The sequence below is a fragment of the Vibrio sp. Vb1729 genome, from assembly GCF_033338655.1.
In the GTDB taxonomy this organism is placed as follows: Bacteria; Pseudomonadota; Gammaproteobacteria; order Enterobacterales; family Vibrionaceae; genus Vibrio; species Vibrio alginolyticus.
In genome coordinates, this window is the sequence record NZ_JAWOTB010000033.1 from 121,786 (window position 1) to 147,700 (window position 25,915).

Consider the following 25,915-nt stretch of genomic DNA (forward strand, 5'->3'; position numbering starts at 1 on the left):
ACACATCTAAGATTTCTTTAAGCACTAAAGGAAGATTAGAAACAAGGAATAACAATGTTCGAAAAACCAGTTGTTAAAACGTTCCAGTACGGTAACCACACAGTTACTTTAGAAACTGGCGTTATTGCACGTCAAGCTACAGCAGCAGTTATGGTCACAATGGATGATACGTCTGTATTCGTATCTGTTGTAGGTAAAAAAGAAGCCGTTGCAGGTCAAGACTTCTTCCCACTAACGGTTAACTACCAAGAGCGTACTTACGCTGCGGGTAAAATCCCAGGCGGCTTCTTCAAACGTGAAGGTCGTCCTTCTGAAGGCGAAACGCTAACAGCTCGTCTAATCGACCGTCCAATCCGTCCGCTATTCCCAGACGCGTTTAAAAACGAAGTTCAGGTTATCGCGACAGTAATGTCTGTAAACCCAGATGTTCAGCCAGATATCGTTACAATGATCGGTACTTCTGCTGCTCTTGCTATCTCTGGCATTCCATTCAACGGCCCTATCGGTGCGGCGCGTGTTGGTCATATCGATGGTCAGCTTGTACTTAACCCTAGCCAAACTGAACTAGAAACTTCTAAGCTTGACCTTGTTGTTGCAGGTACAGAGTCAGCAGTACTGATGGTTGAGTCAGAAGCGGACAACCTAACTGAAGAAGAAATGCTAGCGGCGGTTGTTTATGGTCATGACCAACAACAAGTTGCTATTAAAGCTATCAACGAATTCAAAGTAGAAGTTGCAACTCCTGCTTGGGATTGGGTTGCTCCTGAAGAGAACACAGCGCTTAAAAATAAGATTGCTGATCTAGCAGAAGCTAAACTTGTTGAGGCCTACCAAATTACTGAGAAAATGGCTCGTTACGACCGCATCCATGAGATCGCTGCGGAAGTAAATGAAGTTCTTCTTGCTGAAGATCCTGAAGCAGATACAAAAGAAATCCACACTATCTTCCATGATCTAGAGAAGACAGTAGTACGTAGCCGTATTATTGCAGGTAACCCTCGTATCGATGGCCGTGAAAAAGACATGGTTCGTGCACTAGATGTACGTACTGGTGTTCTTCCTCGTACTCACGGTAGCGCGCTATTCACTCGTGGTGAAACTCAGGCGATCGTTACGGCAACGCTAGGTACTCAGCGTGATGCTCAAATCATCGATGAGCTAACTGGTGAGCGTAAAGATCACTTCCTACTGCACTACAACTTCCCTCCATACTGTGTAGGTGAAACTGGTTTTGTAGGTTCTCCTAAGCGTCGTGAAATCGGCCACGGTAAACTGGCGAAGCGTGGTATTGCTGCAGTAATGCCTTCTGTTGATGAGTTCCCATACACAGTACGTGTTGTATCGGAAATCACTGAATCTAACGGTTCATCTTCAATGGCTTCAGTATGTGGTACTTCTCTTGCACTTATGGACGCAGGTGTGCCAATCAAAGCATCTGTTGCTGGTATCGCAATGGGTCTTGTTAAAGAAGGTGACGATTTCGTTGTACTTTCTGACATCCTTGGCGATGAAGACCACCTAGGTGACATGGACTTTAAAGTAGCAGGTACTAACACTGGTATCACTGCACTTCAAATGGACATCAAGATCGAAGGCATCACTAAAGAAATCATGCAAATTGCGCTTAACCAAGCTCAAGGCGCACGTAAGCACATCCTATCTGTAATGGATGAAGCAATCTCTGGTGCTCGTGAAGACATCTCTGAATTTGCTCCGCGTATTCACACGATGAAGATCAGCGCTGAGAAGATCAAAGACGTTATCGGTAAAGGTGGTGCAGTTATCCGTGCTCTAACTGAAGAGACTGGTACAACTATCGAAATCGAAGACGACGGTACTATCAAGATTGCGGCAACTGAAGGCACTGCTGCGAAAGAAGCTATCCGCCGTATCGAAGAGATCACTGCTGAAGTGGAAGTGGGCCGTATCTACACAGGTAAAGTTGCACGTCTAGCTGACTTCGGTGCATTCGTAACGGTTCTTCCAGGCAAAGATGGTCTTGTACACATTTCTCAAATCGCAGAAAAACGCGTAGAGAAAGTGTCTGACTACCTAGCTGAAGGTCAAGAAGTTCAAGTTAAAGTTCTTGAAATCGACCGCCAAGGCCGTGTACGTCTAAGCATGAAAGAAGCGGTAGAAAAGCCAGCTGAAGAAGCTGCTGCTGAAGCACCGGCTGCTAAAGACGAGTAAGACAAAATGAGACTTTCAGCCTTTTATTAGATTAAGGGCCTGAAAGCATGTTATAAAAGGGGAGCATTTTCGCTCCCCTTTTTTGGTTTGTTTCGATGTATTAACCTCAAACGAGGTTATCGCCTATATTGCATTAAGAGAAACAAATCTTGAGCGGTCCAAACAGGAGTATCAATTAGTGAAATGGTTTCAAACCGCAATTTTATGTGTTGCTATCGCGCTGACCGGTTGTGCAAATACTTCTCAACAATCAGCACAAAAGTGGTTATATCCACCGATGGCGGTGCCACTTCAGCCTAGTGTTCAACAAGAAGTACAAATCGCGCGTCTCTCGCAGTTGCTACAACGTCCCGACCTTAGTGATGAAGTGCGCGCTAAAATGCATTATGAGCGCGGTAGCTACTACGATAGCGTTGGTTTGCGTGATCTTGCCCGTTTGGACTTTAACCAGTCTTTGCAGTTGAATCCTGCTCAGCCGGACATCTTCAATCTTTTGGGAGTATACTTTACCCAAGTAGGAGAGTTTGATGCGGCATATGAAGCGTTTGACTCGACCATAGAGTTGGCTCCTGATAATACCTATGCTGAGCGCAACCGTGCGATTGCACTGTATTATGGTGGCCGAATCGATCTCGCTTTAGAAGATATGACCAAGCACTATCAAGAAATGCCAACGGATCCTTTTCGTTCATTATGGCTGTACATCATCGAAGCTGAGCAAAATCCAGAGCAAGCAAAAGCCAATCTTCAACAGCGTTATTTACGAGATCGTAGTGAAGAGTGGGGATGGGTTCTTGTTGCTATCATGCTACGAGACGTCTCGGACGAAGACGCGCTTAAAGCAATTATGGATGGAACGAGAGAGAACTATCGCCTAGCTGAACGATTGACGGAAACGTATTTCTACCTTGGAAAGCGTAATCAGCTTGAAGGTGATATCGCAAGTGCCATCTCACTTTATAAGCTCGCGATTTCGTTCAACGTTTACGATTATGTTGAGCATCGCTATTCTTTCTTGGAATTGGCGCAAATTTACGATCAATTACAGCAAGATAGATTGGCCAAGTTAAAGGCTGCCAAGAAGCTGGAAATTGAATGATTTAGAGCCGCTCGATGAGAGCGGCTTTTTTTATGATTGAACTTGATGAGTGACTCATTTAAAATAGTTAGTCTTGCTAACTAAGTGGTGGTGGCTTTTATGGCATTAGAAGAAAGCTTGATTGATTTAGAGCGTTTTTGCGCCAAAGCTTGGCGTGTCTATGCCAAAGAAGATCCATTATCACATCTAAGCTTTAATGAGTTCGATTATTTACGTGTGATTCAGGTTTACCCTGAGGGTGTGCGAATAACCGATCTTGCAGAAGAGCTGCAAGTGACTAAGCCTTCCGCATCGACAATGGTTGTGCGTTTGGAAAAAAAGGGTTTGGTGAAACGCATCGCATGTAATGAGGATGCTCGTGCTAAGCGTGTGTTGCTTACGGAAGAAGTCGCAGAAAAAATGTCTTTGGAGCAGGTAGTGTACAAAGATATCTCTGACCAAATGATGCAACAATTAAATCAGCAAGAAGCTGAACAGTTACAAGCTTTATTGAATAAAGCATTGAGTAATAAGTCATTTTAAACTAAAGCAAAGGCCTCAGCTGTATGGTTTAGTTTTTGTTGTTTCATCTTTCTTTTATTTAATTTAACCATTTAGTTAGTCTTGCTAATTAAATGGTTAGCTTTGCTAACTACTGGTGACAGTCATGCAAAACTCAATTTATAGACAGTTTTGGAAATATACGATTCCAACCGTCGCAGCAATGCTCGTAAACGGTTTGTATCAAATAGTTGATGGCATTTTTATTGGCCGTTATGTTGGCGCTGACGGATTAGCTGGGATCAATGTTGCGTGGCCTATTATCGGTTCGATCCTCGGTATAGGAATGATGATTGGGGTGGGGACTGGCGCGCTGACTTCGATCAAGCAAGGAGAGAACGATCATGAAGGCGCTAAGCGAATCCTAACGACCGGATTGACGTTGTTAGCGGCATTGATGCCGGTCGTTGCTACAATATTGTTCTTGTTTTCGGATGAATTTATTCGCTGGCAAGGTGCGGAAGGGCGAGTGTTTGAACTTGCGCTGCAATATTTGCATATTCTGATTGTCGCGTGCGTATTCACGTTGGGTTCTATCGCAGTTCCGTTTTTATTACGCAATGACGACAGCCCGAACTTAGCAACGATTTTGATGGTCATCGGTGCCGTTATTAACATTGTATTAGACTACGTATTTATTGCTTGGTTGGAGTGGGAGTTAACCGGAGCCGCTATTGCCACTGCACTTGCACAATTAGTGGTCACTGTGCTCGGTATTGGTTACTTCTTTACTTCAAAAGCAACATTACGCCTTCGTATCCGCGATTTCAAAGTTCAGGTTGATGCTGCACCAAAGATTATCATGATAGGTACATCAAGTTTCTTTATGTACGCCTACGGCTCTGTGATGGTGGCACTGCACAACGCGTTATTTGCTCAATACGGAAGTGCAATGTTGATCGGAGCGTACGCCATTTTGGGGTACATCGTGACGGTTTACTATCTGATAGCCGAAGGAATTGCGAATGGTATGCAGCCTTTAGTGAGCTTCAACCACGGTGCACGTAATCAGGAGAACATCAGAAAGTTATTAAAGGTCGCGATGGGGACATCTGTGCTTGGTGGGGGGGCGTTCGTTGTTTTGATGAACCTTTTCCCGTACGAACTGGTTGCGGTGTTTAATAATGCTGACCAACAGTTGATTGATAGCACCGTGATCGGGATTCGTTTACACATGTTTGCGTTGTTCTTAGATGGTTTTTTAGTTGTGGCGGCCGCGTACTATCAATCAGTAAACAAAGGCAGCAAAGCTATGTTTGTAACACTAGGCAACATGCTGGTCCAGTTGCCATTCTTGTTCATTATGCCGAAACTTTTCGGCGTGACAGGTATTTGGTTAGCTTTCCCATTGTCTAACATTGCATTGAGTTTGGTCGTGATCAGTATGTTGTGGCGAGATGTGAAAAAGCTGCTTAATGAGAGTTCTGTCGAACCAAGGGTGCAAGCCTGCTAACAAAAGCTAACAGATAAAAGCGAGGCTAGGCCTCGCTTTTATCTTTAAGGATTAAATGGTTTTTACTTCTAAGCCCGCTAGTTGATGCCAATAGCCATTGCATTGGCGGCTTTCGAGCTTTTCAGGATTATCGCCGTATTCGTTTGAGCGAAAACGCTCTAACTCTGAAAAAATGTCCATACCAAGAGGGCTTAACCGGACCACATCAACCAGCCCTTTCATACTTGGTAAGTCATTGATGAGGTTGTAGCAATACCCTGACTGTGTTTGAATGCCGTTAAGGTTAAAGACTTCTTGCCCTTCTTGGCTGCTGACCTGGATACCCGTAGGGTATTTGATACAGCAGGTTTCGCAATCGTCTTTCGCTCGGTTTTCAGCTCGGGCTGTGAAACAGCGAGCGGAATACGCTAAAGGCAAATAACCGTGGCTAAATACCTCAACTTCAAACTTGTTACGAATACCAAGCTCGTCACACTGAACTAAAGTATCGTTTAACCATTCGCGAGAGAGTTCGACAGGCATGCACCAACGCATCATACCTTGCTTCAAAAATAAGTTGAGCGTGTGTGCGTTATAAGTATTGATTGCAGGGCCAACGACGAAAGGCACTTTATGCTCTGATGCCAATTGAACAGCAGATACGTCATTTGCTTCAATCGCGAAGTCACCGTTGTCGATGTACTTCTTCATTATGTTTACTTCACTCGGAGCTTCTAGTAGTGCCATCGTTGATAGCACCACTTGCTTGCCAGATGCAGACAGCTCTTTTGCGATTTCAAGCCAATGCGAAGGCTTCATTTCTCGACGTTTTGAGCATACGGTTTCCCCAAGATAGATGATGTCCGCGGAGCTTGATTTCGCTTGTTCATAAAACGCTTCGATGTCTTGTTTTGGCCAGAAGTACAACAGCGGGCCAAGCGCGTATTTCATTGAATTATCCATCTTAACCTCTATTGCCATTTGCGGTGATAAGCACCAAGTGTGGTCTGCGTACCTTCAGACACGTTTGCCAATGCGGCATCCCAAGCCGCTTCGACTTGGTAAGCTTCTGGGTTTGCTTGGTAACGGTCAATCGCGGCTCGCCATGTTCGAGTGACTTGTTCTACGTAAGCAGGGCTACGTTGGCGACCTTCAATTTTTACAGAAGCCACATTTGCAGCAAATAGTTCTGGCAGCATAGAGAGGGTGTTCAAACTGGTTGGTTCTTCCAGTGCGTGGTAGCGTTTTTTCTCGCCTTCGATTTCAGCTTCGAAACGACCTTTACACAAGGTAGGGTAGCCCGCATTTTCACCGGTGCTGTAGCGATCGATCAAAATGTCGTTAAGGCGGGATTCCAGACCATTTTCTGTTTCTTGCCAGCGAACGTACTTAGCTGGAGAGCATGCTCCCACAGTGTTTGGAGACTCACCTGTCATGTATGACGATAGGTAGCAGCGACCTTCAGACATGATACAAAGGCTACCAAAAGCAAAGACTTCTAACTCGACATCGCTAGTGATGTTGCGCGAAAGCTGTTTGACCTGATGAATCGATAAAACGCGAGGTAGTACCACACGTTTTACGTTGAAGTTTTGTTTGTAAAAATCAATGGCTGCGACGTTGGTCGCTGATGCTTGCACTGAAAGGTGTAGTTCCAGATCGGGATATTTGCGAACCGCGTACTCCAGCACTGCAATGTCTGCAACAATCAGCGCGTCTACACCCAGTGCCGCTGCATTGTCTACTGCGTTCGTCCAGCGCTCGAAGCCATTGGGATGAGCGAAGGTATTCAACGCGACATGAATTTTTTTATTGCGGTCATGAACGTATTGCACCGCTTTTTCTAACTTTTTGCCGTTAAAGTTGAGGCCAGCAAAGTGACGGGCGTTGGTATCATCTTTGAAACCAATGTAGACGGCATCGGCACCGCAATCAATCGCAGTTTTTAACGCAGGCAGGTTACCCGCGGGACACAAGAGTTCCATATGCTCACAATCATTGAGAATAAAAAGGTGTCCGCATTTTATGAAGAATTATGAATAGCGAAATTGACCTAAGTTAGGTTTAGCTCAATAAAGTCGATATTTACCCCTTGCGAGTAAGGGTATCGGGTCGGGGTTAGTTCTTGTGACGACGATTCTGTACAAACAGCTCTTCAATTTCATGTTTTGGCTGCGGGCGATAAAAATGGAATCCTTGAATCGCATTACATTGAAGGTTAGAGAGCAGGGTCGCTTGCTGGTGGGTTTCCACCCCCTCGGCAACGACAGTTAAGTCGAGCGACTTACCCAGATTAATGATGTTTTCAATCACAGTGACTTGTTTCGGTAGTGTGTCGATATCATTAATAAAAGCGCGGTCGATTTTTAGCTCGTCAATAGGAAAACGCGCTAAGTAGGAAAGAGAAGAGTAGCCGGTACCAAAGTCATCGATAGAGAGAGCGAAGCCAAGCTTTTTAATCGCATTCAACATTTGCAGTGTATGTTCGCTATCACTCATCACGGCACTTTCGGTTAGCTCGAAGGTAATGCAGCTTGGATCAAGCTCGGTAGTGCGAAGCAGCTTTTCCATAAAGTCGATCAGCTGTGGGTTGCCAAATTGCTCGGGAGAGAGGTTGATGGCGACACGGCCTGGCAGTATGCCTTGTTGCTTCCAACGTTTTACCGTATTGAAAACATCACGCATCACGACACGTCCAAGGTGTTCTATTAACCCAGCGCGCTCGGCGACAGGAATGAATGAGCCAGGACTAATGTACCCTTCGACTGGATGCTTCCAACGAACGAGCGCTTCTGCGCCGTTGATACTGAAGTCTCGCGCGTTAACCTTAGGTTGATACCACACTTCCAAACCGTTCTGCTGCAATGCTTTTTGCAGTTCAATTTCAAGCCACAAACGCATACGCGCTTCTTTGTTCATTTGATCGTTAAATTTGATCAGACGATTTCTACCACGATCTTTGGCTTCATACATCGCAGTATCGGCATTTTGTAGTAGGATTCGCGCATCTTGTCCGTCTTCAGGGTATCGAACGCTACCAATTGAACACGCAAGGCGTTTACTGAAGTGGTGCAAGTCGAAAGGTTGGTTGATCAACGAGATAATGCGATCGGACAAAATTTCAGCCATGCGGGTGTTTTCTGGCTCCGGCAGAATGACGCCAAACTCATCGCCACCCAAATGACCAATAATCGCTTGGTTTGGCAGTAACCGTTTAAGACGGGCCGATACCTCTTGAATCACTTTATCGCCAATATGGTGACCAAGTGAGTCATTAATGTTTTTGAAGTTATCGATATCCAAATAGAACACCAGAAGCGGTGTTTGCTTTTTGATCAGCTGTTCCAAACGTTTGGTGAAGCCAAAGCGGTTGTAGAGTTTGGTGAGCGAGTCAATGTGTATGTCTTCATTCGATGCAGAAGACAGGTTTTTGGGCGCATCATCAGCATCTTGGATTAGGATAATTTGAGATTCGCTACCTAATATCGCCGTGGAATCCGCGTGTAGCTGAACTTTCCGTTCAAAGCCGCATCTTGCACTGGTTAAGCAGACAAAAGGTTTGTCAGAAATTAATGTACTCAATCGATGACTAAATACCTTTTTACTGTTTTCATCGATGAATAAACGACTTAGCTCTTCGCCCAACAATTCATGAGGAGAGTTAAGTCCGAGAAGGCGCGCTGATGCGGGGTTCGCAGAGATGACAATATCATCTTCGATAAGCAGTAAGCCGTCTGGTAGCAGTTGTGTTAACTTCGCAAACTTACTTTCGGACTCTTCTAAGGAGCGAACGAGTATCTGCTTTTCTGAAGTATCGACAGCGTGAAAAACAACAAAGCGAATGTCGTTACCTTCAAAAACTGGCGAAAGACTAAAGTGAAGACTGGTTTCAAGGTCGGTTTCATCGAGCGTGATTTCGGCTTCGACATGTGCCCCTTTGAACGCGCGCTGATAGTATGGTGCAAGCTTCTTATAAAACTGTTCACCCAGCACTTGGCAATCGTTTAAGCCGACGATTTCCTCATGACTTAAACCTGCGATATCGCAGTAACGGTCACTTACCATTCGATAATTGTGTTTTTTATCAAGAATGGCAAAGAAGAAAGGGCTATTTGAGGTTAGCGTGGCAAACCAATGTTTTAATTGCTGGGAAGGCATTAGGGTATTACCGATCTCCAATGAGCCAGATTATTCGTCCGTGTATAAAAAGCGACACCCTGATAAGCCTGCGGCGATCTACCACCAAGCCAAAGTGTTACTTGCCATTAAAGGGCTCGCGGTTTTAGCTGTGCAGTCGACAATCACATGGATACGCTCAGATAACTATAACTTTGAAAATACGGTTGTAAAAGTGTTTATCCACCTGTTCGCATCAATAATACACGTAAGTTCAAAAAAAGAAGCGTTAGTGAGCAATAAACCACCAATCTAAAATAAGCACTTTATTGATACATAACAGTAATCTCATCGCCACGATTGCTTAATATAAGCAACCTAATGACAAAGTAACGGATAATGAACGTGTTAAACAAGATTCGCAGTCAACTAGTAAAGAACGCAGCTAATATTTTGCGTTCTCCAGTCCAGTTATTACCACAGCCAATTCAGCAAAAAGCGTTGCTAGAAGGGCTAAAAATGGTGTTTAAAGAAGCCTTGGAAGATGGTGACTTTGAGTTCCTTGAAGACAAGTGGTTAAAAGTTGCGATTAAAGACTTGAACTTAGCATGGTACATCAGCTATCAAGACGAAAAATTGGTGGTAGCTGAAAAACCAGTTCAGGAAGATGTGAGTTTTAGTGGTAATCTAAACGACCTAGTACTGATTGCTGGTCGTAAAGAAGACCCTGACACACTGTTCTTCCAACGTCGCCTTTCAATTGAAGGTGATACTGAGCTTGGCTTAGAAGTGAAAAACTTAATGGACAGTGTCGACTTAGAGCAGTTACCGAAAGCAATGCAAGTCGCTTTGAATCAATTGGCTGATTTTGTTCAGAAAGGAGTTCAAGCGTCTGCACAACCAACCGGAGTAGCGAATGCTTATTCGAACTGAAGCCCCTGCGGACATTCTTACCATTGACCGCTTATTGAAACACGCCTTCCCAACGGAAGCTGAAGCTGAGCTTGTGATGCGTTTGCGCGAAAACAGCAAATTCACGCTTTCCTTAGTCGCGTGTACAGATGAGGGAGAGGTGATAGGCCATGCTTTATTTAGCCCTGTGACCTTAAATGGTGAAGATTTGTCATGGCAAGGGCTAGCGCCATTAGCTGTTCATGAAGATTACCGTCGCCAAGGCATCGCTGCAGAGTTGATCAAAGAGGGTTTTGATTCACTGCGTGATTTTGGCTACCCAGTGTGTGTGGTGTTGGGCGATCCTGATTATTACGCGCGCCAGGGTTTTCAATCATGCGACGAGATGGGCTTTGAATGTGCTTGGGATGTCCCTAAAGGTGCATTTCGAGTCGCAGAGTTGGTCGAAGGTCAATGTGCTGGACGCTCCGGACGCATAGACTATGCGCCAGAGTTCTCTGAACTGTAAATGAAAGAAGCCCACGACTAAGTGGGCTTCTTTCTTATTCACTGAAAACTGAGATAGGGAGGTTAGGATGACTGGTTACTTTTCTTTTTGCCCCAGACCTCTATTTTCGCTTTTTTACTTACCCCTAGCAGGCTGAGTTTTGTGCTTCCCCAGCTACTGTAAGTCATTTCAATCTGTTTTAGCTTGGCTTCTTTTGTACCTGGAAGGCTCCAGGCACGAGTCGACAATCCGCTTGTTAGTACGCCCATAGAGGAAAGCTTTTTCTCACTACCATCTGTCATGACGACTTTTAAACCATTCATGTCTACCGTTCCTTGCACACATTTTAGTTTTATTTTACTGAAGCTTCGGTTTCGGAATAGGCTATTTGGTGTCACGGTATCTGTTTCTGTATGAAAGTTAACGGTTTTCGTTGCAATCAGCTCCCACTCATCGCTGTTATTAGCAAAAACACTCACGCTGGTGGCGGCTACCAGTGTGCAAAGTAGTAGCGTATTTAAGAATTTCATAATGTACCTCATATGTCATACCCAATGTGTGGCCGTTGGCAAAACGCTATGTTCAGGAATATCCAAATCATCTCATTGTGTTCAGGTGTTCCTTGAAGTCCTTTAGGTATAATCGCGATAATTTGATAGGATTGCCCTCGTTCAAATAGGTGACGGAAAATGTCAATTAACGAGAAACAGTATTTACGTGAAATGGGGATCAGCACATGGGAGCTGGTACACCCTGAAAGACTGGAAGGCTATCAATCGCCATTATTGGATTTGCAAAGTTCATGTAAACTCCTATTGGTATCGCCAATATGTCCAGAAAACGAGACGGCATTGATGTTTGAGCGCGTATTAAAAAGCATTAAGCTCACGCTTGATGATGCGCTACACCTAGAGCCTGAGCGCTTATCCATGCTGGGTGAACATCAGCTAGAGTGGGTGTGGTTTGCAGGCTGTGAGGCTGATCAAAGCATCAAGGCAAAGCACCTGACCTCGCCACTATTACAAGATATTGATGGTAATAACGAACAGCGCCGCGCATTGTGGCAACAAATCTGTTCGTACTCTTCTTAACGGAGCTAATGCGTGACAATTGAAATTACGCCGATGCGTGCAGAGCACCTCGACCAAGTTTGGCAAATCGAGCAGCAAGCACATTCTCACCCTTGGGCCGAATCTTTGGTTCGTGACTTATCCAGTCGCGGTGCTTGCCATCATGTGATGCTGGAAGGCTCTCAAGTGGTTGGTTACTTCTATGGACAGAATATTGTTGGAGAAGTGACACTATTAAATATTGCAGTAGCGCCTTCTCAACAGGGCAGAGGGCTAGGGCAAAAATTGCTGGACGCGTTTATTGAATACTGTGAACAAGCCAAAGCAGAGAGTGCTTGGTTAGAAGTGCGTGAAAGTAATCACCCAGCTATCCATATTTATGAGCAAGCAGGTTTTAATGAAGTGGACCGTCGTTACAACTATTACCCAGCTAAATCGGGAAATGGTAAGGAAGACGCCATTATCATGAGTTACTTATTTTTGAGTTAGTTTTAGGCCGTTACTAATTACCTCATCAACACTTATGCTTTAAATGCGTATCCGGATTCGAGGCTTTTGAATATGTAATAATAATTTTTTGAATTTTTACATCTCTTTGTGTGGAGCTGGCTTTCCCTTGTTAGTTGCAGGTAAAGGCTGGTGAGCCGAGTAAATTCAGTTCATGTCTTTCCAGTTTGCTAGCACAGCGATAATAAGCGAGAATACCGCACAATATCGAATAGTAGATATGCTTGCCTATTTTGTGAGCATGAAAGTAATTTAGAAGATTAACTAATGTCAAATCCCCTTTTTTTAGGCGAAGTGTCTAAGCGCAGAACGTTCGCTATTATTTCTCACCCGGATGCGGGTAAAACCACCATTACTGAAAAAGTCCTTTTATTCGGAAACGCGATCCAAAAAGCAGGTACGGTTAAAGGTCGTGGTAACGCACAGCACGCAAAATCAGACTGGATGGAAATGGAAAAAGAACGTGGTATCTCGGTAACCACTTCTGTAATGCAGTTCCCTTACAATGACTGTCTGGTAAACCTACTTGATACGCCTGGACACGAAGACTTCTCGGAAGATACATACCGTACGTTAACGGCAGTAGACTCGTGTTTGATGGTTATCGATGCGGCGAAAGGTGTCGAGGATCGTACACGTAAGCTGATGGAAGTAACGCGTCTGCGTGACACGCCAATCGTAACCTTCATGAACAAACTTGACCGTGACGTTCGTGATCCAATGGAAGTATTGGACGAGGTAGAAAACGAGTTGGGCATGATGTGTGCGCCAATTACATGGCCAATCGGCTGTGGTAAAGAATTTAAAGGTGTGTACCACATTCATCGTGATGAAACGATTTTATACGAATCAGGTCACGGTCATGAGATTCAAGAAGTTCGAATCATCAAAGGTCTCGATAACCCAGAGCTTGATGAAAAAGTTGGTGCAGGCCTTGCGGAAAGTGTTCGAGAAGAGCTTGAGCTTGTCATGGGTGCTTGCCCTGAGTTTGATTTGGAAATGTTCTTAACAGGTGACCTGACGCCAGTTTACTTCGGTACTGCATTAGGTAACTTTGGTGTGGATCATATGCTAGACGGTCTAACTGAATGGGCTCCAGCGCCGAAAACTCGTCAAGCGGTTGAACGTGAAGTTGAAGCGACTGAAGAGAAGTTCTCTGGTTTCGTATTTAAGATCCAAGCGAATATGGACCCAAAACACCGCGACCGTATCGCATTCATGCGTATTGTATCGGGCACTTACACGCAAGGTATGAAGATGAACCACGTTCGTCTTGGCAAGCAAGTGAGTATCTCTGATGCAGTAACCTTTATGGCTGGTGACCGTGCACGTGCAGAACACGCTTACGCCGGTGACATCATTGGTCTACACAACCACGGCACTATTCAGATTGGTGATACCTTTACGCAAGGTGAATCACTGAAGTTCTCTGGTATTCCGAACTTCGCTCCGGAACTATTCCGTCGTATTCGCCTGAAAGATCCATTAAAGCAGAAGCAGCTTCTCAAAGGTTTGGTTCAGCTATCAGAAGAAGGTGCGGTACAGGTATTCCGTCCTCTACAGAACAACGATCTGATCGTTGGTGCCGTTGGTGTACTTCAGTTCGATGTTGTTGTGGCTCGTTTGAAATCTGAGTATAACGTTGAAGCGATTTATGAAGGCATTAACGTTGCAACTGCTCGTTGGGTTGAGTGTGGTGATGCGAAGAAACTGGATGAGTTCCAACGCAAGAATCAAGCGAACTTAGCATTGGATGGTGGTGATAACCTAACGTATATCGCTCCAACAATGGTTAACTTAAACTTGGCGAAAGAGCGTTTCCCTGACGTTGATTTCCGTGCGACGCGTGAGCACTAATTTGCGCGGTTAGGGTAAGCCTTAACGCAAACTAGATTTTAAAACGCCCTTGGCTATAAACTTAGCCAAGGGCGTTTTTATATAAGGATAAGATATGAATTGGTTTAAACGTGGGCTAAAGCGTTACGACAACTGGTGTAAAGAGATGGGGTTAACTCCCGATCAGAAACGCAGCTGTGTCCCATATCGAAAAGACCCAGCCCATCAAACTGAAGAGAAGAGTGAAGCCCAACCATCCTCTGATTTTCTGCCCGCAGATACAGATAAAAAGCGTCAAGATGAAGCTCTTTGATACGCACTGCCACTTTGATTTTGATGTGTTTCAAGATGACTTTGCACATCAACTTGAGCTTGCTCAAACGCAAGGCGTCGCAAGAATTTTGATTCCTTCCGTCGGTCCGCAAAACTGGGCTCGTATTCAAACTTTGGCAGAGCAACATGCCAATTTGTATTATGCGCTCGGCTTTCATCCGTATTTTCTTGAAGATAACGTTGAGCAGCACCTTACAGAGCTAGAAGGCTATCTAAATCAAAAAGGGCAGCAGTGCGTGGCAATAGGAGAGTGTGGTTTAGATTTTGCCATTGATGTTGATCCACAGTTGCAAGAAAAGATACTTGAAGTTCAATTTGAGCTGGCTAGACGCTTCGAACTCCCAGTTATTTTACATAGCCGAAAAGCGCACAATCGCCTCATTCAAATGGTGAAAGCGGCGAATCTCCCTAGAGGTGGTGTGCTACACGCTTTTTCTGGGAGTTATCAGCAAGCCATGGAGTGGGTCAAATTAGGTTTTTTTATCGGTGTAGGAGGAACGATTACCTACCCAAGAGCCAAGAAAACACGCGACGCAATTCAAAAATTACCACTCGAAAACCTAGTAATCGAAACAGACGCACCAGATATGCCTATACTTGGATATCAAGGGGAGTCAAATCACCCAGCCAAACTCACTCACGTCTTTAATGAGCTCGTAGAGTTGCATAACGGCCGAAAGCAATCGATTGCCTCTCAACTGTGGAAAAATAGCAATTTTGCTTTCTCGATATGTGAATAAAATCTAAAGATGTGGTTTGAAATCGAAAACGTTTTCCTGCTTATTGTGAATTAACTCACAAAGCTGGTTGAATCAATCATGAATCTTATAGGAAAGTGTGAGGCTGGCATTACTTTAATTGATTCTGCATGAGTATAATTGCCCCCGCTTTATAGCTCCATTTTGTAACACGCCAATAAATAACTTATAAGGAAGTCATAAACTATGAGCCTGTTTATGAGCCTAATCGGTATGGTAGTGCTTCTTGCGATTGCAGTGGCATTTTCTAACAACCGAAAAGCTATCAACTTTAGAACTGTGGGTGGCGCATTCGCTATCCAATTCGCATTAGGTGCATTTGTTCTGTATGTACCTTGGGGCCGTGATCTACTAAACGGTTTCTCTTCAGGTGTTTCTAACGTTATCAACTACGGTAACGATGGTTCATCATTCCTGTTCGGTGGTCTTGTTTCTGACAAGATGTTCGAAGTATTCGGCGGCGGCGGTTTCATCTTCGCATTCCGTGTTCTTCCTACACTGATTTTCTTCTCTGCACTGATTTCAGTTCTTTACTACATTGGCGTTATGCAATGGGTTATCAAGATTCTTGGTGGCGCACTACAAAAAGCGCTAGGCACTTCTCGTGCGGAATCAATGTCAGCGGCAGCTAACATTTTCGTAGGTCAAACTGAGGCACCTCTAGTTGTTCGCCCATTCGTTCCAAAAATGACTCAATCAGAGCTATTCGCGGTAATGTGTGGTGGTCTAGCTTCTGTTGCTGGTGGTGTACTAGCTGGTTACGCATCTATGGGTGTTCCACTAGAGTACCTAGTTGCGGCATCATTCATGGCAGCACCAGGTGGTCTACTGTTCGCTAAAATCCTTCACCCAGAGACTGACCAGCCTCACGAAAGTATCGAAGAAGCGATGGACGGCGGTGACGACAAACCAGTTAACGTAATCGACGCAGCTGCGGGCGGTGCGGCTTCTGGTCTACAACTTGCGCTTAACGTAGGTGCAATGCTAATCGCATTCGTTGGTCTAATCGCGCTAATCAACGGTATGCTAGGTGGCATCGGTGGTTGGTTCGGCATGCCAGAACTAACGCTAGAGCTAATCCTAGGTTACGCGTTCTCTCCACTAGCATTCCTAATCGGTGTTCCATGGGCAGAAGCTGTAACAGCTGGTTCATTCATCGGTCAGAAAATCGTAGTGAACGAATTCGTTGCTTACTTGAACTTCACACCATATCTAGGTGAAAACGCTCAAGTAATCGCGGCAACTGGTGAAGTAATGTCTGAGAAGACAACAGCTATCATCTCATTCGCACTATGTGGTTTCGCGAACCTTTCTTCTATCGCGATTCTACTTGGTGGTCTAGGTAGCCTTGCACCAAACCGTCGTAGTGACATCGCTCGCATGGGTGTTAAAGCAGTTCTTGCAGGTACGTTGTCTAACCTTATGGCAGCGACAATTGCAGGCTTCTGCTTAAGCCTTGCAGCACTATAATTAGAATCGGTTCTTAATATATAGACGCCGTTTTACATCATGCCCTGTAGCAAGAGATTGCTGCGGGGCATTTTTCGTTTTTCGGGCTCCAAAATTTCATCGGGTGTTTGCCTTAGTCGAGGTATTACGCAGTCAATGGAATAGGGGCTAGGAAATTTTGAGATACAAACCGTTTGCGCTCTATTTGGTGCTACAGTTTTGCGGTGAAACTCTATAATGTATTAATCACAGGATAGTGGTTAAGCTTGATTCTTAATCACGTAATGAATATTACATAATCGATGGGCAAATGAATTGCCCTGCAATATCAGATCTAATAGGCGTTTTGCTTTGTGATGTGATATTAAAGACACCGCAATCATAGATTGTTGTGCCATAGGCCAAACTGGTACTGTGCGGTGACAAGGATAGCAATTGGCATATGATAAATTTTCGCTGTATATGCCGAGTCTTCAGGGAACCAAGTCCGTTCATTAATAGACTGTTTAGCCATTTACTCACATTGTCTCGACTTGTTGATTATAGTTAAAGACGTGATGTAAGGCTGAGTAGTGAATTTTTTGAATATTGATCGGAGATAGAAATGAGCGATTTAAAAGCAGCAGCGCTACGTGCACTTAAACTTATGGACCTAACTACGTTGAATGACGATGACACTGATGCAAAAGTGATCTCACTATGTCATGACGCGAAAACAGCAGTAGGCAACACAGCTGCAATTTGTATTTACCCTCGCTTTATTCCTATTGCTAAGAAGACACTTCGTGAGCAAGGTACGCCAGAGGTTCGTATTGCAACAGTAACGAACTTCCCACATGGTAACGACGACATTGAAATCGCAGTTGCTGAAACAAAAGCGGCGGTTGCTTACGGTGCAGACGAAGTTGACGTAGTTTTTCCTTACCGAGCGCTAATGGCGGGTGATGAGAAAGTAGGCTTCGAACTAGTTAAGCAATGTAAAGAAGCTTGTGGTGACATTCTTCTTAAAGTGATCATCGAAACAGGTGAACTAAAAGAAGAAGCACTAATCAAGAAAGCATCTCAAATCTGTATTGAAGCAGGTGCTGACTTCATTAAAACTTCAACTGGTAAAGTGCCAGTAAACGCAACACCAGAATACGCTCGCATGATGCTTGAAGTTATTCGCGACATGGGGGTTGCAGAAACTGTTGGTTTCAAACCAGCAGGTGGTGTGCGCACTGCTGAAGACGCAGCAGCATACCTAGCAATGGCTGACGAAATCCTAGGTGACAACTGGGTTGATGCTCGTCACTACCGTTTTGGTGCGTCTAGCCTGCTAACCAACCTACTAAATACATTAGAAGTATCGGACGACGTCGCTGATCCAACAGCGTACTAATTTCAATAATACGTCTGAACGGTAGCACCTAAACGGGTGCTACCACACCTCTTCTATCCTACTACAACCATGGCTCAAAAGAGCTTGGGAGGCACTAATGTATTTACCACAAGAAATCATTCGTAAAAAACGTGACGGCGAAGTCCTAACCGCCGACGAAATCAACTTCTTTATTCAAGGCGTAGCGAACAACACGGTATCTGAAGGTCAGATTGCGGCGTTTGCTATGACGATTTTCTTTAATGAAATGACCATGGATGAGCGCATCGCCTTAACGTGTGCGATGCGTGATTCGGGCATGGTTATCGACTGGAGCCACATGAACTTCGGTGGTCCAATTGTCGACAAACACTCAACCGGTGGTGTGGGTGACGTAACTTCTTTAATGCTTGGCCCAATGGTGGCAGCGTGTGGCGGTTTCGTACCTATGATCTCTGGCCGCGGTCTTGGTCATACAGGCGGTACGCTGGATAAACTTGAATCTATCCCTGGTTACAACATTACGCCGAGCAACGATGTTTTTGGTCAAGTAACCAAAGACGCTGGTGTGGCGATCATCGGTCAAACTGGTGACCTTGCTCCTGCGGATAAGCGTGTTTACGCGACTCGTGATATTACCGCAACGGTAGACAATATCTCCCTGATTACGGCGTCGATCCTTTCTAAGAAACTGGCGGCGGGTCTGGAATCGCTAGTGATGGACGTAAAAGTGGGTTCAGGTGCATTTATGCCAACTTACGAAGCGTCTGAAGAGCTAGCAAAATCAATCGTTGCGGTAGCAAACGGTGCTGGCACTAAAACTACGGCAATTCTTACGGACATGAACCAAGTATTGGCGTCTTCAGCGGGTAACGCAGTGGAAGTTCGTGAAGCGGTTCGTTTCTTAACGGGTGAATACCGTAATCCTCGTCTACTTGAAGTGACCATGGCTTCATGTGCTGAAATGTTAGTACTTGGCAAGCTTGCTGAGAACACAGAAGACGCACGCGCAAAACTGATGGAAGTGCTGGATAACGGCAAAGCGGCTGAGTGCTTCGGCAAGATGGTTGCCGGTTTAGGCGGCCCTGCGGACTTCGTAGAAAACTACGACAACTACTTAGAAAAAGCAGCAATCATTAAGCCAGTTTACGCAACAGAAACGGGCATTGTCTCTGCAATGGATACACGTGCTATCGGCATGGCTGTGGTTGCTATGGGTGGTGGTCGTCGTGTTGCTACTGATGAAATCGACTACGCAGTTGGTTTCGACGAGTTCATCCGCCTAGGTGAGGTCGCAGACAGTGATAAACCTCTTGCGGTCATCCACGCTCGCACTGAAGAGCAATGGGAAGAAGCGGCAAAAGCACTGCGCAGTGCAATCAAAGTAGGTGGTGAATACACACCAACTCCAGAGGTTTACCGCCAAATTCGTGCAGAAGATATCTAATAGAACAAGTAATTACACAAGGCCTACTCAACCATAATAAAAAGCCGAGTGGGCCTAAGGAACGAGCAATGAAAAGAGCATTTATTTTAGTACTAGACTCATTCGGTATCGGTGCAACTGCCGATGCTAAAGAATTTGGTGATGTAGGTTCAGACACACTAGGTCACATCGCTGACCAATGTGACAAAGGCTTAGCAGATAACGACAATCGCCAAGGTGCACTTCGCCTTCCAAATCTATCGAAACTTGGTTTGGCAATGGCGCATAAAGAATCGACAGGTCGCTTCGCACCTGGACTAGACGCAGACGCTGAAATCATTGGTGCATACGGTCATGCAGCAGAGCTTTCTTCAGGTAAAGACACGCCGTCTGGTCACTGGGAAATCGCAGGTGTTCCTGTTCTGTTTGACTGGGGTTACTTCACTGACAAAGCAAACAGCTTCCCGAAAGAATTGACTGACCGCATTCTTGAGCGTGCAGGTCTTGACGGTTTCCTAGGTAACTGTCACGCGTCTGGTACTCAAGTTCTTGACGATCTTGGTGAAGAGCACATGAAGACTGGCAAACCAATCTTCTACACGTCTGCTGACTCTGTATTCCAAATCGCATGTCACGAAGAGACTTTCGGTCTAGACCGTCTACTAGAGCTTTGCCAAATCGCACGTGAAGAGCTAGAAGATTACAACATTGGTCGTGTTATCGCGCGCCCATTCGTTGGTGCTGGTAAAGGTCAATTTGAGCGTACAGGTAACCGTCGTGACCTTTCTGTTGAGCCACCATCAGCAACGGTTCTACAGAAACTTGTTGAAGAGAAGCAAGGCAACGTGGTTTCTATTGGTAAGATTGCTGATATCTACGCAAACTGCGGCATCACTAAGAAAGTGAAAGCGACAGGTATCCCTGCATTGTTCGAAGCAACGCTAGAGCAAATCAAAGAAGCGGGCGACAACACGATCGTATTCACTAACTTTGTAGACTTCGACTCAGCTTACGGTCACCGTCGTGACGTAGCGGGTTACGCAGCGGCACTTGAGTACTTCGATGGTCGTATCAATGAAGTGCTAGAGATTATGGAAGAAGACGATGTGCTTATCCTAACGGCAGACCACGGCTGTGACCCAACATGGCCAGGTACTGACCATACTCGTGAGCACATCCCAGTATTGGTTTATGGTCAAAAAGTACCAGCTGGTTCTCTTGGCCGCCGCGAAACATTCGCAGATATCGGTCAAACATTGGCAAGTTACTTCGGTACTTCTCCAATGGATTACGGTAAGAACTTCCTATAATTAGTTAGGTTTTTGAAAACTAGGAGCTTGATTGCTCCTAGTTTTATGTTTGCAGTATGTAAATGCTGCTTGTCGGAAATGAGAATACTCTGGCTTATATCGCCTTAAGCGCGGAGCGCTAGAGAAAGGTTAAGGAAAAGAAAATGGCAACTCCACATATCAATGCTGAAATGGGTGCATTTGCAGACGTCGTACTGATGCCTGGCGATCCACTACGTGCAAAATACATCGCAGAGACTTTCCTTGAAGATGTCGTTCAAGTGTGTGACGTTCGTAATATGTTTGGTTACACAGGCACATACAAAGGCCGTAAGATCTCGGTCATGGGCCATGGTATGGGTATCCCATCATGCTCGATTTACGCGACTGAACTAATCAAAGACTTCGGCGTGAAGAAAATCATCCGTGTTGGCAGCTGTGGCGCAGTGAATGAAGACATCAAAGTGCGTGATGTTGTGATCGGCATGGGTGCATGTACTGACTCTAAAGTGAACCGTATCCGCTTTAAAGGTCATGACTTCGCGGCAATCGCAGACTACAACATGGTTCGTGCGGCAGAAGACGCTGCAAAAGCTCGCGGTATTGACGTTAAAGTTGGTAACCTATTCTCAGCAGAGCTTTTCTACACGCCAGATCCAGAAATGTTCGATGTAATGGACAAGTACGGCATTGTTGGTGTTGAAATGGAAGCGGCTGGTATTTACGGTGTTGCGGCAGAATACGGTGCAAAAGCTCTGACAATCTGTACGGTTTCTGATCATATCAAGACTGGCGAACAGACTACATCTGACGAGCGTCAAACGACATTCAACGACATGATGCTAATCGCACTAGATTCAGTATTGCTTGGTGACGAAGAGTAAGCGACGAAGAGTCATTCTATTTTTCGCTCTCAAGAGCTAAAAAAACAGCCCACACATTGCGGGCTGTTTTTATATGAGTTGTTAGCGCTACCTAGTTACTTGGTTAGCAGCAGGTTTGGCGCTTTTTTACGACGTATCGGTTGTCGACGTAAAATCAAGATGAACAACATACCACAGACAAAGCTCATTAAGACCATCATGTACATATAACGATCGCTCTTGCGATAGTGGTGGTCAGAAATAGCCGTCACCCGGCCCGTCTCAAAGGTCACGCGAACAAAACCGATAAGCGCACCATCTGCAAAAACTGGTTCAACCAACTGCTGGCGACCAATGGAAGCTGTTGCCAAAGGCGTATCCAGGCCAAGAACTTCGCGTACCGATAATGCCTCTTCACTAGACGCTAAACGTACACCCTGTGCATCGTAGATTGTTGCATCAAACACTAAACGGTCTTGTGCTAGCTGGTTTGTTAGCTGAAGTAATCGTTCTTGATCTTTAGTTAAAATCATCTCACTGGCAGAAAGAGACGCCTGTGAAATCAAAACTTTGGTGAGCGTTTCAAGCTGTTGTGCTTGAATTTTCTCATTACCCTTACTGATCACAACACTGTTTTTTATTGTGATAAACAACATCACACACAGTAGGATTAGTGCCAGAATTCTTAGGGCATTCCTTACTGAGAACAAAGATTCACTCATGCTCTTTACTCATCCATTTAAAATAAAACAAAGACTTGCCTTTTTAGTTTGTTGAGGTAACGTTTTAGCAAAGTCATAAGGGATTATATACATGGACGCGTCAAAAAGCTTGCCTATCAGAAAACATACGACACTTTTAAAACGATTACCCGAGACTCGATTTGCCTCCCAATTAGATAAAGCAAAAGCAAACTGGATCGTATTTGCTGAGTACCTTTCGCCAAGTCACTTCGAAGACATTGATTTCTTCACCGGCTTTTACAACCCAATACTAGAAACGTGGAAAGTTGGCCAATATGAAGTAGCCCTGATGGCCGGAGAGTTGACTCCTCAACATGAAACGATCTTACAAAGTCTCAACCTAGATTACGCCTCGCTTAATGAAGTGCCCGATCTATCAACCCAAGGGTTGATTGTATTTGATATGGATTCAACGGCGATCCAGATAGAGTGTATTGATGAAATCGCGAAACTGGCAGGAGTAGGGGATGAGGTCGCTGAAGTCACTGAACGTGCCATGCAAGGTGAGCTGGATTTTGAGCAAAGTTTACGTCAGCGAGTTGGTAAGCTCAAAGGTGCCGATGAATCAATTCTTGAACAAGTTCGTTCCCAGTTACCATTCATGCCGGACTTTGAAGCGCTAATTGCGACGTTGAAAGCCTTGGGCTGGAAAACAGCGATTGCCTCCGGTGGTTTTACTTACTTCTCTGATTACATCAAAGATAAAGTCGACTTAGACTTTGCTCGCTCCAATCAATTAGAAATTATTGACGGCAAACTCACGGGTAAAGTACTTGGCGATGTGGTAACGGCGCAGATGAAGTCTGACATTCTAGTGGAACTGGCGGATGAATATGAAATTGAGCAGCACAACACGGTTGCTGTCGGTGATGGCGCTAATGATCTTGTGATGATGTCGGTGGCAGGATTAGGGATTGCGTATCACGCAAAACCAAAAGTGGAAGCTCAAGCGCAATCAGCGATTCGCTTTGCAGGGTTGGGCGGTGTGCTCTGTATTTTATCTGGCGCATTGGTGAAGCAGCAAAAGGTCAGCTGGAAAGCTAAACCTTAACCATCCATTCAAAAACACCGCCAGAAAGGCGGTGTTTTTTTTCAATTTGGTATGACTTTGAATTTACTCGGTTAACTCCAATCTAATTACAACCTCTTCAGTAATGTCTTCAAATTCACTGTAACCAACGAGCGCTGTTAACTCTTTTTCTAACTTGCTCGCTTGATGTACGCCAAATTGGGTTAAGTCACTTAAATCTTGTTGCAGTAATGATGTCATCGGATCGAAAATTGGCGCAGTAGAAAGGCGAATCACGTAAAAGTCACCCATCATTCGCGCTTTCTTTATAAATTGAATCCGCTCTTTTACGCTGTTGAACTCTTGATGAAGCTTTGACTCAATGCTTGTAATTTTATTGCCTACTTTTGCGGCGCTTATGTAGATATCCTGATGTCTGGCTTGAGCACCTTCTACACGTTTTATTGGCTCTGCGATTAATGTGCTTGTCCGGCCTTTAAAGATAGGTTCAAGTGACAACAGTTGGTCATGCCCAAGACGGGCAAAAAGCTCAATGTGTTTAGGTAGCGGCAAGTTCACCCCGATAACGGGGGTTTTGATTGAAGGTGACGTACTCTTACTGATAAAAATGGGCGTGCTCAGCGTACGCGAGAGCAACATGCAGTGCAGCCTTTCAAGTAGAGCATTACTTGGTAGCGTCTCTTTTTGCGGGATTAGCTTGTCTTGATTGTGCTCGATAATGCTGTTGAAAAAAGCGATTACCTTCATGGTTTGGCTGCTTTCATCAATAACTAGCTGCACGCTACAACCGTCTGGGCTTACACGAATTACTCGGTATGGCACCGACATTAACGGCAATTTTTTATCGTAGAGTTGTAATTCTCGAAAGTTGATTCTTACCTCTTGCCCAGAACGTAACATCGTAGGCTCACTTAGCCTAATTCCGAGTCCTCGTTTGGAAAGGTCAACAGTACAGCCGCCTGTTTTAGTTTGTCCTGAGTACAACTCTAAAGGTGTTTTAAAACGATAACGAGGCTCTTTTCGACGAGACTTTGCATCAAAATAAATGCCCTTTGGATTGCCGATAACTCTTCTCGGATGACGAAACGCGTTTAACGTATTAGCGGGTAAGCGCGGCTTTTCAGTTAGCAGGTAATCCTGCCCTGATTTTTCGTCAGCAATTTCTTGCAAAATACCAATATGAGTCAGTGATTGAGACGTTTCTGCTAACTCTGGAGAGAAAGCTGCTAGGTCTTCCTGTTCTTGCTCAGATAGTTCAAAGATTGAAATTCTAAAGGCGCGCCAACTCTCTCGTTTGCCACCTAAATGCCAAAATAGCTGGCGCTGTTCGCGAGTTGCTTCAGGGCGAAACATCGAATAGAAATAGGTTCGATTCTCGTGCTCGTGAGTAAATGAATAAAGGACATTGGTTGTTCCTTTCACACCAGGCTTAATGAGTGACGCGATGCGTTGCTCGTTGAATAAGGAACCAAACATTTGCTGGTTTCTCTCATCGTGCCAGTATTGCCAAAGCTTTTGATTGTTTGGCGTTAACATTGCTAATTTTAGGTCACTACCATCAAAGAATAGAGGCAAGCTGCTGGTGTGCTTTAGTGCGATGTGCTCATAACCGCGAGTTCGAGCTCGAATAATCTTGTCTTGATTGTCGTGACGAGCCCTTTTAGCAGCACTGTTGAGCGCTTCATCTATCACTCTGGTGACGACATTGGTGTCAGTTAAGCGTATGGTTCTGAGGTATCGAACTGAGTCATTTTCGTAACAGTCATCAACCGCGAGTATGCGGTATGCAAGCGGTTTCTCTATACCTGCAACGTTAGATTTGCTGGCAAATTCAGTAAACGTGACCTGAATAATTTCCCCAAGGTTATATTTAAATGCACTAGGGACTTTGAACTTTGCGCCAGAGCTAGATAAATCAATGCTTAATCCATGAAGAAGCTGTCCTTTAGAACGGCAAATTTCAACTTGAGATTGGACTTTCAAGCGTTTTTCTTGGCGCTTTAAATCGTAGCCTAGGTGAACGGGTTCTGCTAAGAACGGGCTTTTAGGATCCGTTAACGATTGCGTTTTTTGCTGAGTAAGGCGCTTGCTCATTACGCGAAAGTTATTTCGCGTGTTGACCAATGCTTCCCACATTCCTTCCGTGTAGCAGCCAAACTTTTTGATGTTTTTATGGTAAGCGTTGAAAGCAACATCATCCAACCAATGTGGAATGCCATCCAAAATATACTCGCGACATTCGCCTTGAACGCGACCTCGCAAATCAATGCTTTTTTTGCATGGAGCCATTAAGCGGTTAAGTTCCATTTTAACCAAAATTTTGGCCGAAGGCGGCTCTTCCTCGGTCAGTTGGCCAAGGACAAAGTCAAAGTCATTCGTACCGTAAACGGGAATGAGTCGTTCTGCGAGCGAGAGAATTTCAGATTGCTGCATTATTTCTGTTAGAGTATGTCGTTACTTTAAATTGTATCGGCT

General features: G+C 44.8%; 24 protein-coding genes. 17 read left to right on the forward strand and 7 right to left on the reverse strand.

Annotation, left to right across the window (positions count from 1 at the left end):
• The first annotated feature begins 54 nt into the window (after positions 1–54).
• The 4 genes from pnp to R7E29_RS15230 all read left to right on the forward strand — a co-directional run bounded on the left by pnp (position 55) and on the right by R7E29_RS15230 (position 5,282).
• Positions 55–2,190 carry a polyribonucleotide nucleotidyltransferase gene (gene pnp, locus R7E29_RS15215; RefSeq protein ID WP_054576315.1) on the forward strand — a complete coding sequence of 712 codons (2,136 nt, stop codon included), beginning with the start codon at positions 55–57 and terminating at the stop codon, positions 2,188–2,190.
• Positions 2,191–2,368: 178 nt separating this feature from the next.
• Positions 2,369–3,289 (forward strand): lipoprotein NlpI, encoded by a 921-nt coding sequence (gene nlpI, locus R7E29_RS15220; RefSeq protein WP_005380101.1) that lies wholly within the window; start codon positions 2,369–2,371, stop codon positions 3,287–3,289.
• A 99-nt stretch (positions 3,290–3,388) separates the two neighbouring features.
• Complete coding sequence (locus R7E29_RS15225) at positions 3,389–3,811, forward strand: MarR family winged helix-turn-helix transcriptional regulator (protein ID WP_005380103.1); 423 nt, start codon at positions 3,389–3,391, stop codon at positions 3,809–3,811.
• Between the two features lie 124 nt (positions 3,812–3,935).
• Positions 3,936–5,282, forward strand: coding sequence for an MATE family efflux transporter (locus R7E29_RS15230; RefSeq protein WP_054576314.1), 1,347 nt, complete (start codon positions 3,936–3,938; stop codon positions 5,280–5,282).
• A gap of 51 nt (positions 5,283–5,333) precedes the next feature.
• On the opposite strand, the gene R7E29_RS15235 is transcribed toward R7E29_RS15230, so the two are convergent.
• The 3 genes from R7E29_RS15235 to R7E29_RS15245 all read right to left on the reverse strand — a co-directional run bounded on the left by R7E29_RS15235 (position 5,334) and on the right by R7E29_RS15245 (position 9,419).
• Positions 5,334–6,212: a U32 family peptidase gene (locus R7E29_RS15235; RefSeq protein ID WP_054576345.1), complete on the reverse strand. Its 879-nt coding sequence runs from the start codon at positions 6,210–6,212 to the stop codon at positions 5,334–5,336.
• A gap of 20 nt (positions 6,213–6,232) precedes the next feature.
• Complete coding sequence (locus tag R7E29_RS15240) at positions 6,233–7,246, reverse strand: peptidase U32 family protein (RefSeq protein WP_054576313.1); 1,014 nt, start codon at positions 7,244–7,246, stop codon at positions 6,233–6,235.
• Between the two features lie 133 nt (positions 7,247–7,379).
• Entirely contained in the window at positions 7,380–9,419 is a 2,040-nt protein-coding gene (locus R7E29_RS15245; protein ID WP_005380112.1) for a bifunctional diguanylate cyclase/phosphodiesterase, read from the reverse strand.
• Between the two features lie 363 nt (positions 9,420–9,782).
• On the opposite strand from R7E29_RS15245, the gene R7E29_RS15250 reads away from it, so the two are divergent.
• Together R7E29_RS15250 and R7E29_RS15255 are read left to right on the forward strand one after the other, a co-directional pair.
• Positions 9,783–10,310 carry an SCP2 domain-containing protein gene (locus R7E29_RS15250; protein WP_054576344.1) on the forward strand — a complete coding sequence of 176 codons (528 nt, stop codon included), beginning with the start codon at positions 9,783–9,785 and terminating at the stop codon, positions 10,308–10,310.
• Positions 10,294–10,797, forward strand: coding sequence for a GNAT family N-acetyltransferase (locus tag R7E29_RS15255; RefSeq protein ID WP_005380119.1), 504 nt, complete (start codon positions 10,294–10,296; stop codon positions 10,795–10,797). Before R7E29_RS15250 ends, R7E29_RS15255 begins: the two co-directional genes overlap by 17 nt.
• Positions 10,798–10,859: 62 nt before the next feature.
• Here R7E29_RS15255 and R7E29_RS15260 read toward each other — a convergent pair whose 3' ends face one another.
• Positions 10,860–11,306, reverse strand: a complete 447-nt coding sequence (locus R7E29_RS15260; protein WP_054574829.1) for a hypothetical protein — start codon at positions 11,304–11,306, stop codon at positions 10,860–10,862.
• 159 nt (positions 11,307–11,465) lie between these two features.
• Here R7E29_RS15260 and R7E29_RS15265 point away from each other — a divergent pair, with 159 nt between their 5' ends.
• The 6 genes from R7E29_RS15265 to R7E29_RS15290 all read left to right on the forward strand — a co-directional run bounded on the left by R7E29_RS15265 (position 11,466) and on the right by R7E29_RS15290 (position 16,750).
• The gene (locus tag R7E29_RS15265) at positions 11,466–11,867 is read left to right on the forward strand and encodes a DNA polymerase III subunit psi (protein WP_005380121.1); all 402 of its coding nucleotides are present in this window, start codon (positions 11,466–11,468) and stop codon (positions 11,865–11,867) included.
• Between the two features lie 12 nt (positions 11,868–11,879).
• Positions 11,880–12,335: a ribosomal protein S18-alanine N-acetyltransferase gene (gene rimI / locus R7E29_RS15270; protein WP_005380122.1), complete on the forward strand. Its 456-nt coding sequence runs from the start codon at positions 11,880–11,882 to the stop codon at positions 12,333–12,335.
• Between the two features lie 285 nt (positions 12,336–12,620).
• Positions 12,621–14,210 (forward strand): peptide chain release factor 3, encoded by a 1,590-nt coding sequence (gene prfC, locus R7E29_RS15275; RefSeq protein ID WP_005380123.1) that lies wholly within the window; start codon positions 12,621–12,623, stop codon positions 14,208–14,210.
• A 94-nt stretch (positions 14,211–14,304) separates the two neighbouring features.
• On the forward strand, positions 14,305–14,502 hold the full coding sequence (locus R7E29_RS15280; RefSeq protein WP_005380125.1) for a DUF5363 family protein: 198 nt from the start codon (positions 14,305–14,307) through the stop codon (positions 14,500–14,502).
• A complete protein-coding gene (locus R7E29_RS15285) occupies positions 14,489–15,262 on the forward strand; it encodes a TatD family hydrolase (protein WP_042521361.1) in 774 nt (257 codons plus the stop codon). Before R7E29_RS15280 ends, R7E29_RS15285 begins: the two co-directional genes overlap by 14 nt.
• A gap of 204 nt (positions 15,263–15,466) precedes the next feature.
• Positions 15,467–16,750: a NupC/NupG family nucleoside CNT transporter gene (locus R7E29_RS15290; protein WP_005380131.1), complete on the forward strand. Its 1,284-nt coding sequence runs from the start codon at positions 15,467–15,469 to the stop codon at positions 16,748–16,750.
• Positions 16,751–17,108: 358 nt separating this feature from the next.
• On the opposite strand, the gene R7E29_RS15295 is transcribed toward R7E29_RS15290, so the two are convergent.
• Complete coding sequence (locus tag R7E29_RS15295; protein WP_005391675.1) at positions 17,109–17,243, reverse strand: hypothetical protein; 135 nt, start codon at positions 17,241–17,243, stop codon at positions 17,109–17,111.
• 90 nt (positions 17,244–17,333) lie between these two features.
• Here R7E29_RS15295 and deoC point away from each other — a divergent pair, with 90 nt between their 5' ends.
• The 4 genes from deoC (at position 17,334) to deoD (ending at position 21,688) form a co-directional block, all read left to right on the forward strand.
• A complete protein-coding gene (gene deoC, locus R7E29_RS15300; RefSeq protein ID WP_005380133.1) occupies positions 17,334–18,110 on the forward strand; it encodes a deoxyribose-phosphate aldolase in 777 nt (258 codons plus the stop codon).
• Positions 18,111–18,207: 97 nt separating this feature from the next.
• Positions 18,208–19,536, forward strand: coding sequence for a thymidine phosphorylase (gene deoA / locus R7E29_RS15305; protein ID WP_025768209.1), 1,329 nt, complete (start codon positions 18,208–18,210; stop codon positions 19,534–19,536).
• Positions 19,537–19,604: 68 nt separating this feature from the next.
• Positions 19,605–20,825: a phosphopentomutase gene (locus R7E29_RS15310; RefSeq protein WP_054576312.1), complete on the forward strand. Its 1,221-nt coding sequence runs from the start codon at positions 19,605–19,607 to the stop codon at positions 20,823–20,825.
• Positions 20,826–20,968: 143 nt separating this feature from the next.
• Positions 20,969–21,688, forward strand: a complete 720-nt coding sequence (deoD, locus tag R7E29_RS15315) for a purine-nucleoside phosphorylase (protein WP_005380140.1) — start codon at positions 20,969–20,971, stop codon at positions 21,686–21,688.
• 95 nt (positions 21,689–21,783) lie between these two features.
• Here the strand turns inward: deoD and R7E29_RS15320 are convergent, their stop codons facing one another.
• The gene (locus R7E29_RS15320; RefSeq protein ID WP_005391677.1) at positions 21,784–22,389 is read right to left on the reverse strand and encodes a YtjB family periplasmic protein; all 606 of its coding nucleotides are present in this window, start codon (positions 22,387–22,389) and stop codon (positions 21,784–21,786) included.
• A 91-nt stretch (positions 22,390–22,480) separates the two neighbouring features.
• On the opposite strand from R7E29_RS15320, the gene serB reads away from it, so the two are divergent.
• The gene (gene serB, locus R7E29_RS15325) at positions 22,481–23,461 is read left to right on the forward strand and encodes a phosphoserine phosphatase (RefSeq protein ID WP_005380142.1); all 981 of its coding nucleotides are present in this window, start codon (positions 22,481–22,483) and stop codon (positions 23,459–23,461) included.
• A 63-nt stretch (positions 23,462–23,524) separates the two neighbouring features.
• Here the strand turns inward: serB and R7E29_RS15330 are convergent, their stop codons facing one another.
• Positions 23,525–25,873: a PilZ domain-containing protein gene (locus R7E29_RS15330; protein ID WP_054576311.1), complete on the reverse strand. Its 2,349-nt coding sequence runs from the start codon at positions 25,871–25,873 to the stop codon at positions 23,525–23,527.
• Between the last annotated feature and the right edge of the window lie 42 nt (positions 25,874–25,915).

Coding starts and splice junctions, on each gene's coding strand:
- pnp (WP_054576315.1), top strand. CDS start 55: ATGTTCGAAAAACCAGTTGTTAAAACGTTCCAGTACGGTAACCACACA.
- R7E29_RS15225 (WP_005380103.1), top strand. CDS start 3,389: ATGGCATTAGAAGAAAGCTTGATTGATTTAGAGCGTTTTTGCGCCAAA.
- R7E29_RS15230 (WP_054576314.1), top strand. CDS start 3,936: ATGCAAAACTCAATTTATAGACAGTTTTGGAAATATACGATTCCAACC.
- R7E29_RS15235 (WP_054576345.1), bottom strand. CDS start 6,212: ATGAAATACGCGCTTGGCCCGCTGTTGTACTTCTGGCCAAAACAAGAC.
- R7E29_RS15240 (WP_054576313.1), bottom strand. CDS start 7,246: ATGGAACTCTTGTGTCCCGCGGGTAACCTGCCTGCGTTAAAAACTGCG.
- R7E29_RS15245 (WP_005380112.1), bottom strand. CDS start 9,419: ATGCCTTCCCAGCAATTAAAACATTGGTTTGCCACGCTAACCTCAAAT.
- R7E29_RS15255 (WP_005380119.1), top strand. CDS start 10,294: ATGCTTATTCGAACTGAAGCCCCTGCGGACATTCTTACCATTGACCGC.
- R7E29_RS15260 (WP_054574829.1), bottom strand. CDS start 11,306: ATGAAATTCTTAAATACGCTACTACTTTGCACACTGGTAGCCGCCACC.
- R7E29_RS15265 (WP_005380121.1), top strand. CDS start 11,466: ATGTCAATTAACGAGAAACAGTATTTACGTGAAATGGGGATCAGCACA.
- prfC (WP_005380123.1), top strand. CDS start 12,621: ATGTCAAATCCCCTTTTTTTAGGCGAAGTGTCTAAGCGCAGAACGTTC.
- R7E29_RS15280 (WP_005380125.1), top strand. CDS start 14,305: ATGAATTGGTTTAAACGTGGGCTAAAGCGTTACGACAACTGGTGTAAA.
- R7E29_RS15285 (WP_042521361.1), top strand. CDS start 14,489: ATGAAGCTCTTTGATACGCACTGCCACTTTGATTTTGATGTGTTTCAA.
- R7E29_RS15290 (WP_005380131.1), top strand. CDS start 15,467: ATGAGCCTGTTTATGAGCCTAATCGGTATGGTAGTGCTTCTTGCGATT.
- R7E29_RS15295 (WP_005391675.1), bottom strand. CDS start 17,243: ATGGCTAAACAGTCTATTAATGAACGGACTTGGTTCCCTGAAGACTCG.
- deoC (WP_005380133.1), top strand. CDS start 17,334: ATGAGCGATTTAAAAGCAGCAGCGCTACGTGCACTTAAACTTATGGAC.
- deoA (WP_025768209.1), top strand. CDS start 18,208: ATGTATTTACCACAAGAAATCATTCGTAAAAAACGTGACGGCGAAGTC.
- R7E29_RS15310 (WP_054576312.1), top strand. CDS start 19,605: ATGAAAAGAGCATTTATTTTAGTACTAGACTCATTCGGTATCGGTGCA.
- deoD (WP_005380140.1), top strand. CDS start 20,969: ATGGCAACTCCACATATCAATGCTGAAATGGGTGCATTTGCAGACGTC.
- R7E29_RS15320 (WP_005391677.1), bottom strand. CDS start 22,389: ATGAGTGAATCTTTGTTCTCAGTAAGGAATGCCCTAAGAATTCTGGCA.
- serB (WP_005380142.1), top strand. CDS start 22,481: ATGGACGCGTCAAAAAGCTTGCCTATCAGAAAACATACGACACTTTTA.
- R7E29_RS15330 (WP_054576311.1), bottom strand. CDS start 25,873: ATGCAGCAATCTGAAATTCTCTCGCTCGCAGAACGACTCATTCCCGTT.